Source organism: Promicromonospora thailandica, assembly GCF_024171955.1.
Taxonomy (GTDB): Bacteria; Actinomycetota; Actinomycetes; order Actinomycetales; family Cellulomonadaceae; genus Promicromonospora; species Promicromonospora thailandica.
In genome coordinates, this window is record NZ_JAMTCS010000001.1 from 535,066 (window position 1) to 548,768 (window position 13,703).

15 protein-coding genes are annotated in these 13,703 nt (G+C 73.4%); 7 read left to right on the top strand and 8 right to left on the bottom strand.

Annotation, left to right across the window (positions count from 1 at the left end; all coding sequences use genetic code 11):
- Positions 1-44 precede the first annotated feature (44 nt).
- Positions 45-890, top strand: a complete 846-nt coding sequence (locus APR03_RS02530; RefSeq protein ID WP_253832401.1) for an Rv3235 family protein — start codon at positions 45-47, stop codon at positions 888-890.
- A gap of 15 nt (positions 891-905) precedes the next feature.
- Here APR03_RS02530 and APR03_RS02535 read toward each other — a convergent pair whose 3' ends face one another.
- Both APR03_RS02535 and APR03_RS02540 read right to left on the bottom strand, forming a co-directional pair.
- The gene (locus APR03_RS02535) at positions 906-1,544 is read right to left on the bottom strand and encodes a nucleoside/nucleotide kinase family protein (protein ID WP_253832403.1); all 639 of its coding nucleotides are present in this window, start codon (positions 1,542-1,544) and stop codon (positions 906-908) included.
- Positions 1,535-2,419 (bottom strand): PfkB family carbohydrate kinase, encoded by an 885-nt coding sequence (locus tag APR03_RS02540; RefSeq protein WP_253832405.1) that lies wholly within the window; start codon positions 2,417-2,419, stop codon positions 1,535-1,537. The genes APR03_RS02535 and APR03_RS02540 overlap by 10 nt, the downstream gene beginning before the upstream one ends.
- Positions 2,420-2,473: 54 nt before the next feature.
- Here APR03_RS02540 and APR03_RS02545 point away from each other — a divergent pair, with 54 nt between their 5' ends.
- Positions 2,474-3,076: a DinB family protein gene (locus APR03_RS02545; RefSeq protein ID WP_253832407.1), complete on the top strand. Its 603-nt coding sequence runs from the start codon at positions 2,474-2,476 to the stop codon at positions 3,074-3,076.
- Here the strand turns inward: APR03_RS02545 and APR03_RS02550 are convergent.
- From APR03_RS02550 to exaC, 3 genes are all read right to left on the bottom strand, one after another.
- Complete coding sequence (locus APR03_RS02550) at positions 3,055-3,840, bottom strand: MerR family transcriptional regulator (protein ID WP_253832409.1); 786 nt, start codon at positions 3,838-3,840, stop codon at positions 3,055-3,057. The genes APR03_RS02545 and APR03_RS02550 overlap by 22 nt on opposite strands.
- A gap of 65 nt (positions 3,841-3,905) precedes the next feature.
- Positions 3,906-4,298 carry a DUF779 domain-containing protein gene (locus APR03_RS02555; RefSeq protein WP_253832411.1) on the bottom strand — a complete coding sequence of 131 codons (393 nt, stop codon included), beginning with the start codon at positions 4,296-4,298 and terminating at the stop codon, positions 3,906-3,908.
- Positions 4,299-4,390: 92 nt separating this feature from the next.
- Positions 4,391-5,914 (bottom strand): acetaldehyde dehydrogenase ExaC, encoded by a 1,524-nt coding sequence (gene exaC, locus APR03_RS02560; RefSeq protein ID WP_253832413.1) that lies wholly within the window; start codon positions 5,912-5,914, stop codon positions 4,391-4,393.
- 242 nt (positions 5,915-6,156) lie between these two features.
- Between exaC and APR03_RS02565 the strand changes: the two genes are divergently transcribed.
- The gene (locus APR03_RS02565) at positions 6,157-7,764 is read left to right on the top strand and encodes a vWA domain-containing protein (protein ID WP_253832415.1); all 1,608 of its coding nucleotides are present in this window, start codon (positions 6,157-6,159) and stop codon (positions 7,762-7,764) included.
- A gap of 130 nt (positions 7,765-7,894) precedes the next feature.
- Here APR03_RS02565 and APR03_RS02570 read toward each other — a convergent pair whose 3' ends face one another.
- Positions 7,895-8,551, bottom strand: a complete 657-nt coding sequence (locus APR03_RS02570) for a hypothetical protein (RefSeq protein WP_253832417.1) — start codon at positions 8,549-8,551, stop codon at positions 7,895-7,897.
- Positions 8,552-8,837: 286 nt separating this feature from the next.
- Between APR03_RS02570 and APR03_RS02575 the strand changes: the two genes are divergently transcribed.
- Complete coding sequence (locus APR03_RS02575) at positions 8,838-10,106, top strand: sigma-54-dependent transcriptional regulator family protein (protein WP_253832419.1); 1,269 nt, start codon at positions 8,838-8,840, stop codon at positions 10,104-10,106.
- Between the two features lie 122 nt (positions 10,107-10,228).
- Complete coding sequence (locus APR03_RS02580; RefSeq protein ID WP_253832421.1) at positions 10,229-11,122, top strand: sulfurtransferase; 894 nt, start codon at positions 10,229-10,231, stop codon at positions 11,120-11,122.
- Between the two features lie 15 nt (positions 11,123-11,137).
- On the opposite strand, the gene APR03_RS02585 is transcribed toward APR03_RS02580, so the two are convergent.
- On the bottom strand, positions 11,138-11,437 hold the full coding sequence (locus tag APR03_RS02585; protein ID WP_253832423.1) for a DUF3175 domain-containing protein: 300 nt from the start codon (positions 11,435-11,437) through the stop codon (positions 11,138-11,140).
- 76 nt (positions 11,438-11,513) lie between these two features.
- Between APR03_RS02585 and APR03_RS02590 the strand changes: the two genes are divergently transcribed.
- Positions 11,514-11,969: a SufE family protein gene (locus APR03_RS02590; RefSeq protein WP_253832425.1), complete on the top strand. Its 456-nt coding sequence runs from the start codon at positions 11,514-11,516 to the stop codon at positions 11,967-11,969.
- Positions 11,970-11,997: 28 nt separating this feature from the next.
- Here the strand turns inward: APR03_RS02590 and APR03_RS02595 are convergent, their stop codons facing one another.
- A complete protein-coding gene (locus tag APR03_RS02595; protein WP_253832427.1) occupies positions 11,998-12,957 on the bottom strand; it encodes a phosphotransferase family protein in 960 nt (319 codons plus the stop codon).
- A gap of 278 nt (positions 12,958-13,235) precedes the next feature.
- Here APR03_RS02595 and APR03_RS02600 point away from each other — a divergent pair, with 278 nt between their 5' ends.
- The gene (locus APR03_RS02600; RefSeq protein ID WP_253832429.1) at positions 13,236-13,601 is read left to right on the top strand and encodes a hypothetical protein; all 366 of its coding nucleotides are present in this window, start codon (positions 13,236-13,238) and stop codon (positions 13,599-13,601) included.
- Positions 13,602-13,703 lie beyond the last annotated feature (102 nt).

The following is a 13,703-nucleotide window of genomic DNA, read 5'->3' on the forward strand; positions in this document are numbered from 1 at the left end:
CATTCGACCCCAGCCACCAGCCCGCCGACCCCAGGAGCCCGCGCATGACCACCCTCGACGTCCGTCCGGACGCGCTGCCCGAACCTGCCGGGCCGGGCGCGCCCGCAGACACGCCGTCAGCGGGCCCCGCGCCCGCGTCCGCACCTACGTCCGCACCCGTGACCACCGTCAGCCCGCCAGCCGCCCGCGCCACGTCGCAGCCCACGGCCCCCTCCGCGCAAGACGTCCCGGCGCCGACCCGGACGGCCGCTCCCCCGGCGGTGCGCACGACCTCGGTGCCGCGGGCGCCCCGGCGGGCCGCTCCGCCCACCGACACCCCCGTGACCCGCAGGGCCGCGATCCCGGCAGCGGGCCCAGCGGTCACCGCTCGCACACCACCCGGCCTCGTGCCGCCGAGGACCGGTTCCAGGTCCGGCCCCGGGACCGGCCCCGGGATCGGACGTCGCCTGCGGCGCATGCGGATCGGCGGCAGCCCGTACCCGGAGCTGGAGGACGCGGCGGCGGCGCTCGACGCCGCGGCGGGTCGTCCGGCGCCCGAGCCGGAGACGCCGCTGCCCGACCCGACCGCCCAGGTCTGCCGTGTGGTCCGTGCCGCCGTCGAGGTGCTGCGGGGCGAGCGTCCGGCGGCCCAGCTCGCCCGCTGGGTCACCCCGCAGGTCTACGACCAGCTCCTGGAGCGGGGACGGCTCATGCGGGAGGCCCGGGGGAACCAGCCGCCGCGGCCCAAGGCGCACCCGGCCACCGTGCGGCGGGTGCGCATGGTCCGGCTCGGCGCCGCCTCCGCCGAGGCGACGGTGATCCTCCACGACGAAGGGCGGGTACGCGCCGCGGCGGTCCGGCTGGAGGGGCGCCGCGGGGTCTGGCGCGTCGCCGTCCTGGAGATCGGCTGAGCGGTCGCGCCGGGATCAGGCCAGCTCGACCACCAGGTCTGCCGCGCCACGCGTGGTGGCGATGAGCTCCGCGTTGCGCTGGTCGGACCCGGCGGCCCACGCCTCGGCGTCGGGCAGCGGCTTGCCGAAGGCGTGGTGCCGCGCGACGAGGCGGCGCAGTCGTTCGGAGTCGGCCAGCTCGAGGTACCAGACCTCGGCCATCCGGGCGCGGGCCGCGGGCCAGGCACCGTCCGGGACCAGCAGGTAGTTGCCCTCGGTGATCACCAGCGGCTCGTCGGCGACGACGGTACCGGCCGCGACCGGCTCCTCGATCTCGCGGCGGAACTCGGGCGCGTACAGCGGCCGGTCGCCACGGCGGCGGTCCGCGATGCGGTTGATCAGGGCGGCGTACCCGGCGTCGTCGAAGGTGTCGACGGCGCCCTTGCGGGCTCGGCTGCCCTGCGCCTCCAGCACGGCGTCGGCCAGGTGGAACCCGTCCATGCCCACCACGACGGCGGTGCCCGGCGCCAGGGCCTCGACAAGAGCCACCGCCAGCGTGGACTTGCCCGCGCCGGGCGGCCCCGTGATCCCGAGCACGCGGACCTCGCCCGTGCGGGCGGCGTCGGCGGCGAGGGTCGACGCCCGTTCGACCAGGTCCGCCGTCGTCAGCCGCACGGCAGGTGCTCCAGCCAGGAGCGCGGACCGACGTGCTGCACGCGGATGGTGGCGACGCGCACGGCCTCCTCGACCGCGGCCTCCAGGTCCAGTCCCCGGCCGAGCGCGACCACCAGCGCGCCGTGGAACGCGTCGCCCGCCCCGAGGGTGTCGCGCACGTCGACCGCCGGCACGTTCGTGGTGCCCTTCCTGCCGGCCTCGTCGCACCAGGTCACCGGGTCGCCGCCGTGCGTGGCGACGGTCGCCCGGGACCGCGCGACGCCGTCGGGCGCGTGGAAGTCCGCCGAGCGGGCCGTGACGTCCGCCGAGCCCATCAGGTCGGCGAAGACCGGCCGCCACCGCCCGGCGTCGAGCACGATCATCGGACGCGGGTCCAGCGTCTTCGCGTACGCGAGCACGCGGCGCGCCAGGTCGGGGTGGTGCCCGTCGAGCAGGACGACCCGGGGGCGCGGCAGGGCGTCGAGGTCCACGGGGGTGACGTCGACGCCGTCCACCAGGGTCGCGTCCGGCGAGACCACCGACCGGTCGCCGGTCTCGTCGTCGACCATGACCGCGGAGACGGCCAGGGGGATCTCCGTCCCCGCCGCGGTGTCGTGCACCTCGACCCCGTGATGCTCCAGGTCACCGCGGGCGGCGGCACCCACCGGACCGGCCCCCACGGGGCTGATGAGCAGGGCCCGGGCGCCGAGGCTCGCGGCCGTGACGGCCGCGTTGGCCGCCGGACCGCCCGCGGACACGTCCTGGCGCACCGCCGTGACCTTCTGGTTGGGCCCCGGCCGGACGACGCTGCGATGGATCACATCGAGGGTCGTGAGACCGGCGAACCAGCAGGTCAACGCCGGTTTCTGGGTGGTTTCTGGCGGTGCGTCGGACATGTGCAGAGGCTACCTCTGAAACTGAGTGTCAGTGACCGTGGCTACCGTGAGGGGATGACGAACGACGAGTCGACGACGCCTCCCGAACCGCCCCCGGATTTCTGGCGCGACCTGCTGCTCGACCAGCTCGAATTCTACTGGGACGTCCACCTCTGGCCACGGCTCGAGGGCCTGACCGACGCCGAGTACCTCTGGGAGCCGGCGTCGCCCGCCTGGAGCGTCCGCCCCGGGCCGGACGGCGAACCCAGGCTGGAGTACGAGACCCCCGAACCGGAGGTCCCGCCGGTCACGACCATCGCGTGGCGCATGGTCCACGTGGGCCGCGACGTGTTCGGGCGGCGCGCCCGGGCCCTGTTCGGGCCGACGGACGCACCGCCCGAGGCCGACATGTTCGACCCCCGGCACTGGCCGGAGGCGCCCGTCACGGCCGCCGGTGGCCTCGCCATGCTCGACGAGGGCTACCGGGCGTGGCGGTCCGGGATCGCGAACCTGGACGACACGGCCCTGCGGGCCCCGATCGGCCCCAAGGGGGCCGCGTTCGCCGAGTTCCCGGTCGCCGCGCTGGTGACCCACCTCAGCCGCGAGGCCATGGCGCACGGCGGCGAGATCTGCCTGCTGCGCGACCTCTACCGCGCTCAGGAGGCGTCCTCCGGGTAGGCGTGCTCGGCGTACACCCGCAGCGCGTCGCGCACGAACGTCGCACCGCCGGTGCCGCCGTAGCTGGTGGCGAACCGGTCGTCCGCCACGTACAGGTCCGCCAGGCCCAGCAGGTAGCCCTTGTCGGGGCGGCCCTGACCGTGGCCCGGCGTGCCCGGCACGGCCACGAGCCACGCGGCGTGCCGGGCGGCGAGCGCCTGCGCCTCGTCCGAGGCGGGGTCGGTCCCCGCCTCCGCGGCGTCGGCCCAGGCCTTGCTCAGCGCGGCGACGTCGGCCTTGAAGGCGTCCTGCTCCTCCTTGCCGAGGCCGGTCCACCAGCGGTCGCCCTGTTCGTAGGCGTCGCGGCCCCAGCGCTCGGTCACCTCCTGCTCGTACCGGGTGTGGTCGAAACCGTCGAGCATGTCCTGCGCCATGATGTCCTCCTTCGCGTCGGGGTCCTGTTCCAGGGCGGCGACCGTCCGTTCGACCGACGCGATCTGCCGCGCCAGCCTGTCCTGCTCCGCCCGCAGCGAGACGAGGTGCCGGCGCAGCGCCGGCACCTCGTCCTGTTCGCTGTCGAGCAGCGTGGCGATGTCGCCGAGCCCGAGACCGAGGTCCCGGAGCAGCAGGATGCGCTGCAACCGCACCACGGCGGTGCGGTCGTAGCGGCGCGGGCCGCTCGCCGTCGTCCGGACGGCGGGCAGCAGCCCGACGGCGTCGTAGTGCCGCAGCGTGCGGCTCGTGACACCGGTCAGCCGCGCGATCTCCTGGATGGACCAGTACATGCCCTCCACGGTAGAGGTTGACGCCGCGTCAACTTCAACCCCCGTGGTCAGATGTCCTGGAGCAGCTACCACTCGTCGTCGGTGAAGAGCCTCGACCGGATGAGGAAGCGCACCCCCTCGGGGGCCTCCAGGCTGAACCCGGCCCCGCGCCCGGGCACCACGTCGATGGTCAGGTGGGTGTGCTTCCAGTACTCGAACTGGTTGCGGCTCATCCAGACCGGGACGGTGAACGAGTCGACGGCGAGGTCACCGAGGTGCACGTCGGCGTCGCCGGTGATGAAGTCGCCGTCGGGGTAGCACATGGGCGACGAGCCGTCGCAGCAGCCTCCCGACTGGTGGAACATCAGCTCGCCGTGCTTCTCGCGCAGCCGCACGAGCAGCGCCGCCGCGTCGTCGGTCACGGCGACCCGCGCGGGTGGCGCGCCGACGGTCCCCGGCGAGGATGTGTCGTCGGACATCCGAACCTCCTCGGTAGCGCGGTCATCGGTGGCGTCGTCGGACGTACGGGTCGCCTGGGCGACCTGTACGTCCGACGACGTGGGGGCAGGGGCTAGAAGAAGCCGAGCTTCTGCGGGGAGTAGCTGACCAGGAGGTTCTTGGTCTGCTGGTAGTGGTCGAGCATCATCTTGTGGTTCTCGCGGCCCACGCCCGACCCCTTGTAGCCGCCGAACGCCGCCGCCGCCGGGTACGCGTGGTAGTTGTTGGTCCACACGCGGCCCGCTTCGATGGCCCGCCCGGCCCGGTAGGCGTCGGCGCCCGACCGGCTCCACACCCCGGCGCCCAGCCCGTACAGGGTGTCGTTGGCGATCTTGATGGCGTCGTCGAAGTCCGCGAACTCCGTCACCGCCACCACGGGCCCGAAGATCTCCTCCTGGAAGACCCGCATCTCGTTCTTGCCCTCGAAGATCGTGGGCGTCACGTAGTAACCGCCCGCGAGGTCGCCCTCCAGCTCGGCCCGGTGGCCGCCCGTGAGCACCTTGGCACCCTCGGCCCGGCCGATCTCGAAGTAGCTGAGGATCTTCTCGAGCTGGTCGTTGCTGGCCTGCGCCCCGATCATCGTGTCGGTGTCCAGCGGGTTGCCCTGCTTGACGGCCTCGGTGCGCGCGACGGCGTCGGCCAGGAAGTCGCGGTAGATGTCGCTCTGGATGAGCGCGCGCGACGGGCACGTGCACACCTCGCCCTGGTTGAGGGCGAACATCGTGAACCCCTCGAGCGCCTTGTCGTAGAAGTCGTCGCGCGCCGCGGCGACGTCGCTGAAGAAGATGTTCGGCGACTTGCCGCCGAGCTCCAGGGTCACCGGGATGATGTTCTGCGACGCGTACTGCATGATCAGACGGCCCGTCGTGGTCTCGCCCGTGAACGCGATCTTGCGGATCCGGGGCGAGCTCGCGAGCGGCTTGCCCGCCTCCGCGCCGAACCCGTTGACCACGTTGACGACGCCCGGCGGCAGCAGGTCCGCGATGAGCTCCATGAGGTACAGGATCGACGTCGGCGTCTGCTCCGCCGGCTTGAGCACCACCGCATTGCCCGCCGCGAGCGCCGGGGCCAGCTTCCAGACCGCCATGAGGATCGGGAAGTTCCAGGGGATGATCTGGCCGACCACGCCCAGCGGCTCGTGGAAGTGGTAGGCGATGGTGTCGCCGTCGATCTCGCTGATCGATCCTTCCTGGGCCCGGATCGCGCCGGCGAAGTAGCGGAAGTGGTCGATGGCGAGCGGCATGTCGGCGGCCAGGGTCTCGCGGACCGGCTTGCCGTTCTCCCAGGTCTCCGCGACGGCGAGCTCCTCGAGGTGCTCCTCCATCCGGTCGGCGATCTTGTTCAGGATGATCGCGCGCTCGGTGACCGAGGTGCGTCCCCAGGCCGGTGCGGCCCCGTGGGCGGCGTCGAGCGCCCGGTCGATGTCGTCGGCGTCGCCGCGCGCCACCTCGGTGAAGGTGCGGCCGGTGACGGGGCTGGGGTTCTCGAAGTACTGCCCGTTGGCCGGGGGCACGTACTCGCCGCCGATCCAGTGGTCGTACCGGGTGCGGTAGGTGGCGATGGCCCCCTCGGTCCCCGGGGCTGCGTACACGGTCATGGTCTGCCTCCTCGCAGTCTTCTCGCGCCCGCCTCGGTCGCCCGACGGCGGGGCCACGGCTCGGGTGCACCGGTGCGCCCGAGTGGGGCGAGGGTAGGCAGCGGTGCGTTGCATCGGCGTTGCAACCCGACCGTGACCTCACGCGGGCAAGGCCGGCCGGTACCGGGACAGAGACGGGGCGAGGACAGGTCGCGCGGCCCGACGAGGGCGTGCGGCACGACGCACCCGCGGAGAGGACACCGATGAATCCCGCACCACGTACCCCGGCCCGCACCGGCCGCCCCGCCCTGCCCCTGATCGTGCCGCTGGCCGCGGCCCTGACGGTGGTGCTGGCCCTGGCGGGCTGCGGCGACGGCGGCGACGGCGCAGAGACCGCCCCCGACGCGGTGAGCCTGTCGCTCCCGGACGGCGGCACCGGCGAGGTCGCCCCCGCCCCCGTCCCAGCCGCCGAACCGTTCGTCCCGGAAGGCCGGGAGGAGTACGACGACTCCCCCGAGTCACCGTTCCAGGACGTCGCCACGAGCCCGCTGTCCACGTTCTCGGCCGACGTCGACACGGCGTCCTACTCGAACCTGCGCCGCCAGGTGAACCAGGGCGTGCGGCCCGAGGGCGTGCGCATCGAGGAGCTCGTCAACTACTTCGACTACGGCTACCCCGCACCCGCTCCGGACGCCGAGCACCCGTTCACGGTGACGACCGAGGTCGCCGCCGCCCCCTGGAACGCGGAGCACCAGCTCGCGATGGTGGGCGTGCAGGCCACGGAGGCGGTCCCGACGTCGGAGGGCAACAACATCGTCTTCCTGCTGGACGTGTCGGGCTCCATGGACGAGCCCGCCAAGCTGCCGCTGCTCGCGGAGTCGTTCGCGCTGCTGGTCGAGCAGCTCGACGAACGCGACCGCGTGTCGATCGTGACCTACGCGGGCGACAACCGCGTGGTGGCGGACTCCGTGCCGGGCTCGGAGCACGATGTGCTCGTGGACCACCTGCGCTCGCTGCGCGCGGGCGGGGCGACGGGCGGGGCGGACGGCCTGGCCACCGCCTACGAGCTGGCGGAGAAGAACTTCGTCGAGGGCGGGAACAACCGGGTGGTCCTGGCGACCGACGGCGACTTCAACGTGGGCCCGTCCACGCCGCAGGAGCTCACGGAGCTGATCGAGGCCGAGCGCGAGTCGGGGGTGTACGTGTCGGTGCTGGGCTTCGGCATGGGCAACCTCAAGGACAGCACCATGGAGGCGATCGCCGACCACGGGAACGGCAACTACGCGTACGTCGACACCCTGGCGGAGGCGCGCAAGGTGCTCGTGGACGAGTTCGGTTCGACGATGTTCGTCGTCGCCCAGGACCTCAAGGTGCAGGTGGAGCTCAACCCGGCGACGGTCGCGTCCTACCGGCTGATCGGCTACGACAACCGGCGCCTGGACGACGAGGAGTTCGCGGACGACGCGCGCGACGCGGGCGACGTCGGCGCCGGGCACTCGGTGACGGCGTTCTACGAGCTGGTCCCCGCCGACGCGGACCGGCCCGGCTCCGACGGTCTGGCGTACTCCGACCGGGAGGTCGGCCCGAGCGACGACTTCATGACCGTGCACGTGCGGTACAAGGAGCCGGGCGGTGGGGCGAGCACCGAGGCTGAGTTCCCCGTCGGTGCCGGGGCCTTCACGACGGCCCCGACCGCGGACTTCGCCTTCGCCTCCGCGGTGGCCGAGCTCGGCCTGATCGCCACCGGGTCCGAGTACCGCGGCGCGGCCGACCTGGACGCCGTCCGCGAGCGGGCCGCCGGCGCCGTGGGTGCGGACCCGTACGGGCTGCGGGCGGAGTTCGTGGACCTGGTGGATGCCTACCCGAGATAACCGCCGACGACGATTTCCGGTGGCGAAACAGATGCATCCAAAGCCATCAACATTGACCGGAAGAATGACACGAAAGTTGTTTACCGCCAGTGCCGGGTCTGGAAATTCTCAGACCCGGCGAAATGGCCCGTCAGGAACCGTCGTGGGAGGTGAGGACGGTTCGCGCGCCCACCGGGTCGCGCGTCTCGAGCGCGTGCTGGGCGCCCTGCGACTGCTGCACCATGTCGACCGCGGCGCGCAGGTCCTCGGTGGCCCAGTCCAGGGAGGTCTCGATGTGGGTCGCCTGGGCGAGCAGGGTACGGGCCTGCGTCACCGACGACGGCGGGGCGTCGGTGACCCGCTGCGCCACGGCGGCGCGGGCGTCGGCGAGAGCCTCGGCGAGCACGTCGCGCGTCGCCGGGTCGGCGACCCGGCCCTCCGAGTGCTCGTACACCCGCTCGGCCGTGTCCAGCACCGCCGCGAGGTCGTGCGACCTGTCGGATGTACTGCTGACCTGGGCGTCGATCTCGGCGGCGAGCGCCAGGAGGTGGCTGGCCTCGTCCGCGCGGACCGATCCGGCCCACAGCGAGACGGCGACCGCGACGCCCGTCACCACGGCCGCGCCGAACGTCCAGCGGCGGCGGCCGCGGGCGCCGGCGAGGTCGGCGAGCGGCGGCTCCGGCGATTCGAGCGGCGGGGAGTCGAGCGGCGGGAGCTCGGCGGGGTCGGGCACCGGCGGCGCCGCCGGCACGCTGGTGGATGGCAGGTGGCTCGGACTGTCTCCGGCCGGGTCGTCAGCGTCAGACATCGTCGATTCCGGTCTGGACAAAGCGATGGTGTTCAACTCTTCCCCCAAAGAGAGTTCCCCTGAAAACAAACTGTCGGACACGAGGTCCGTTCAACAACCGGTGCGAATGACGCTAGGACTACTTTCTGCGTCCCGCGCGGCGAATCCGTAATACGTCCGTGATCTGTGGACGACGCGCTCGGGACCCGGTGCACTTGGTGAACTCCGTGCCCAACCTGTTGAGGACCTTGGTGCGGTGCCTACACTGGCCTGGTTCGACGACGGCGTCCGGACGAGGTAGGTGCAGATGGCCCAGGTGCCACACCGGGACGCGCAGTGGGTGCGCGCGGCGTACGAGCGATTCGTCGGTTCCGCGGGTTCGCAGGAGCCCGCCGGCATCGACCCCGTCGTCGCGGCCTCCTGGCGGCGGAGCCTGCGCAACGGCGTCGACCCGGACCATCCGAGCGCCGTGCCCGTCGCCGCGACGGCCGACCTCGAGGACTACCGGCGGCACCATCCGCTCGCCGTCGCGATGCCGCTGGTCCGCGACCTGGTCGGCGGAGCGACGGGCGACGACCTCGTCGTCGCCGTGTCGGACGACGCCGGCCGCCTGCTCTGGGTCGAGGGCCACGGCCCCGTGCGCAGCGCCGTGGACCGTGTCGGGTTCGTCGAGGGGGCCGTGTGGCGCGAGGAGTCGGTGGGCACCAACGCACCCGGCACGGCGCTGGCCACCCGCCGCCCGGTGCAGGTGCTCGGTGCCGAGCACTACGCCCGCCCCGTGCAGCGGCTGAGCTGCACCGCCGCCCCCGTGCACGACGCGTCCGGTGGCATCGTCGGCGCCCTCGACCTCACCGGAGGCAGCGTCGCCGGCACGGGCGTCGCACTCGCCCTGGTACGAGCGACGGTCGCGATGGTCGAACGCGAACTCGCGGCGCGGGCCGCCACCTCCCACGCCCCGGCCGACGCCATCGCCCCCGGCCTGGCCGTGGCCCCGGACCCCACCCCCGACCTGCGGCTGCTCGGGCCGCCCACCCTGCGCGGACGCCGCATCTCGCTGCGCCACGCCGAGATCCTGCTGCTGCTCGCCGAGCACCCCCGCGGTCTGACCGCGGAGGAGCTCGCCGTGCTGCTGCACCCCGGCGACCTGTCCCTCGTGGCGGTCCGTGCCGAGGTCTCCCGGCTGCGCCGGGTCGCCGACGCCGTCCTGGACGGTCCGCTGCTCGCCGGCTCCCGCCCGTACCGGCTCGCCCGGCCGCTGCGGTCCGACGTCGACGCGGCGCGCGGCCACCTCCGCCGGGGCGACGTGCGCAGCGCGCTGACCGCCTACCCCGAACCACTGCTGCGCCGGTCGGCGGCGCCCGGCGTCGAGCGGCTCCGCGAGGAGCTGGAGGCCGAGGTCCGGGAGGCGGTGCACGCCTGCGCCGACACGGTCGCCGTCGATCGCTGGACCGCGCGCCCCGAGGGCGCGGACGACCACGCCGCCTGGACGCGCCTTGCCCGCCTCGCCCAGCCCGGCGGCCCGCTGGCCGCCCGCGCGTCGGCACACCTCGACGTGCTGGAGCGCCGGTTGCGCTGACACCCCACTGGGGGCACGCCAGGGACGTCCGGCAGTGTGTCCACCCAGCGGACGCCCGGGATCGATTCCGGGCTCCTCCGCGTTGCCAACGTCGTCAGAGCACGCTCCCCCGAGGAGGACCCATGTCCACGCCCGTCGACCCTTCCGAGAAGTTCGCGCAGTACGCCCACCCGGAACGCCTCGTGAGCACCGCGTGGCTCGCGGAGCACCTCAAGGACCCCGGCGTCGTCGTGGTCGAGTCGGACGAGGACGTGCTGCTCTACGAGACCGGCCACATCCCCGGCGCCGTGAAGGTCGACTGGCACACGGAGCTGCAGCACCCGGAGATCCGTGACTACCTGGACGGCGCGGCGTTCGCCGCTCTCCTGGGCGGCAAGGGCATCTCGCGCGACACCACGATCGTGCTGTACGGCGACAAGAACAACTGGTGGGCGGCCTACACCGCGTGGGTGTTCACGCTGTTCGGCCACGAGGACGTGCGCCTGCTCGACGGCGGCCGCGGCCTGTGGACCGCCGAGGGCCGCGAGCTCACCACCGACGTCCCCGCCCCGGCGCCGGTCGAGTACCCCGTCGTCGAGCGCGACGACACCACCGTGCGCGCGTTCCGGGACGACGTCCTGGCGCACCTCGGCACGGGCCCGCTCGTCGACATCCGCTCACCGCAGGAGTACACGGGTGAGCGCATCGCCATCCCGGACTACCCGGAGGAGGGCGTGCTGCGCGGCGGGCACATCCCGACGGCCCGCAACGTCCCGTGGGCCACGGCCGTGGCCGAGGACGGCACCTACAAGACGCGCGCCGAGCTCGAGGCGATCTACACGGAGGGCCTGGGCATCGACCCCGACGACGCCGTGATCACCTACTGCCGCATCGGCGAGCGCTCCAGCCACACCTGGTTCGCGCTGACGTACCTGCTCGGCTACACGAACGTGCGCAACTACGACGGCTCGTGGACCGAGTGGGGCAACGCGGTGCGCGTCCCGGTCGCCACGGGCCCGGAGCCGGGCACGGTCTGACACGGGCGGCGGCGGTCAGTCCCGGCCGAAGGCCTTGCGCAGCTCGTCCTTGGCGCGCTCCAGCACGTCACGCTGGTCCGCATCGAGGTCCTTGCCCGCGCGGTTGACGTAGAAGGTCAGCATCGACATCGCCGACCGGTACGGCGAGCTCTTGCGGCGGTCGCTCGCCTCCGCGGACCTCTTGAGGGAGCGGGCGATCCGCGCGGGGTCGTCCCACGTGAACACGCCCTCCTCCAGGTCCAGGGCGTCGCTGCCCTCGGTGACCTCCTGGGACCAGCGGTCGGGGCGGTCGTCCCGGTCCTTGTTCTCGGCCATACGGCCACGCTACGACGACGCCGCGGCACTCGCCCGGGTGCTCGCCCCGCCCGGGACGCGGTGAAAGGATGAACCGATGAGCACCGACGACACCACCCTCCCCGACGCGCTCGCCGAGCTCCGGGACGCCTTCCTGGAGACGCCTGAGCGGGACCGCCTCCAGCTGCTGCTGGAGGTGTCGCGTGAGCTCCCGCCGCTGCCCGACCGCTACGCGGACGCCCCCGAGCAGCTCGAGCGGGTCCAGGAGTGCCAGTCCCCCGTCTACGCGTTCGCGGAGGTGGACGACGCCGGGGTGGTCGCCTTCCACGCGACCGCACCGGAGGAGGCGCCCACCACGCGCGGGTTCGCGTCGATCCTCGCGCAGGGCCTGACCGGGCTCACAGCGCAGCAGGTGCTCGACGTGCCCGACGACTACCCGCTCCAGCTCGGCCTCACGAAGGTGGTCAGCCTGCTCCGCCTCAACGGGATGGCGGGCATGCTGGCGCGCGCCAAGCGTCAGGTGCGCGAGCAGGTCGAGGCCGCGCGGGCCTGACCCGCCCGCACTGACCCCGCCCGCGCGGTCAGCCCAGCCGGGACCGCAGCCAGGGGATGCAGGCCTCCGCCTGGATGCGCTGGAACGCCCGCAGGTGCGGGATGCCCGGCGGCGCCTCGAGCAGCGAGCTGCGCACGAAATAGGCGGTCAGCACGGCCACCCAGACCGTCACCGCCTCGGCGTCCGTCCCGGCGGGCAGCGGCGTCCGCTCCAGCACCTCCTGCGGCGCGGGACCACCCGTCGCACGCACCACCGGCAGCATCGCGACCTGGTCCACGAACGCGGGACCACGCCGCGCGTGCGGCCAGTCGACGGCGACGGCCTCCTCCCCGCCGTCCGGGGAGCGCACGACGAGCGCGTTGTCCGCGCGCAGGTCGTTGTGCACCAGGTGGGGCCCGGCCAGGGCCTCCCGCTGGCGCGCGGCCGAGGCGACCTCCGCGAGGACGTCGACGTGGGCGGCCAGCCACGGGTCGTACGTGGCAAGACCCGCCGGCCGCTGGTCGGCCAGGAGGGCCGCCTCCGGCCAGGACAGGTCGGCCGCGTCCGGGAACGCCCCGCCGGCGGGCACCTCGTGCTCGGCGATCCGCCGGGCCAGGCGCTGCAGCCGGTCCAGGTCGCCGAGGTCCCAGGGTTCGCCCCGGGGCGCCCGCCCGTCGACCACGTCGGACGCGACGAGCACCCAGGACGGCTCGGCCTCTCCGGGGTCGGCCACCTCCTCGGCCCACCGGAAGGCCGGCGCGGGGACGCCGTCGGGCAGGGCCGCCGAACGCACCGCCTCCGCGCGGTGCAGGCGGGCGGCCTCGGCGTGGTCGGTCGAGGCGACCTTGACGAACGCGCGGCCCGCCGGGGACTCGAGCGTGAGCGCCCACCCGGGCGAGAAGCCGCCGTCGTGCGACGTCCAGGAGGTGACCGGACCACCCAGCCGCGCGACGACGGCCTTGCGCACGTGGGCGGGCAGGTCGGGCCAGGTGGGTCGCACGCGGGTCATGCGGCGATGATGTCAGGGCCCCGCGCCCGGCGCGGAATCATTTTCCGTCCGCTCCCATTCTTGGACGACCGTCCTGTATCACCGTTGTGATGTCGGGGTTACTGCGATTCCTGGCGTATTCAGTTCCGGGTCGGTCCTGGAATGCCCGAAATACCGCGGCCGATGCATCCTCATGCACCGATTGACAGGGTGAAAAAGGCGTCTCACCCTTCTTCCTGGTGAACACACGTGTGTGCTCCACCACACTGTTACGACGGAGCTATTCGAGGGGAAACACCATGATCCGAGGATTCCGTGCAATCAGTCGCGCTGTCGCGACCGTGGCCGTCTCGGCCGGCCTGGTCTGCGCAGCCACCACAGGTGCGAGCGCCACGGTGGCGACCGAGGGGGACGTTCCCGCGGTCCACCAGCTCACCATCTCCGAGCCGGCCCCCGAGGTCGTCGCGGAGGTCCCCGCCGAGGCCGAGGACCCGGTCCCCGACGTGCCGGTGCCCGACGTCCCCGTCCCCGACGTCCCCGTCCCGGACCTGCCCGTGCCGGTCCCGACCCCGGGTCTCCTGGACGGCCTGCTCGCCGCGATCGGCAACCTGCTCGCGTCGCTCCTCGGCGGTGTCCCCGTACCGCTGCCCGTCCCCGGCGTCTGACCGCCGGATCCCCGACCCGCCGGACGCCGCCAGCACGCCCGGCACCGACGTCCTTTTCACCGGCCGTTCTTGAACGGTGGGGCCGGTGACAAAGGGCTCCTG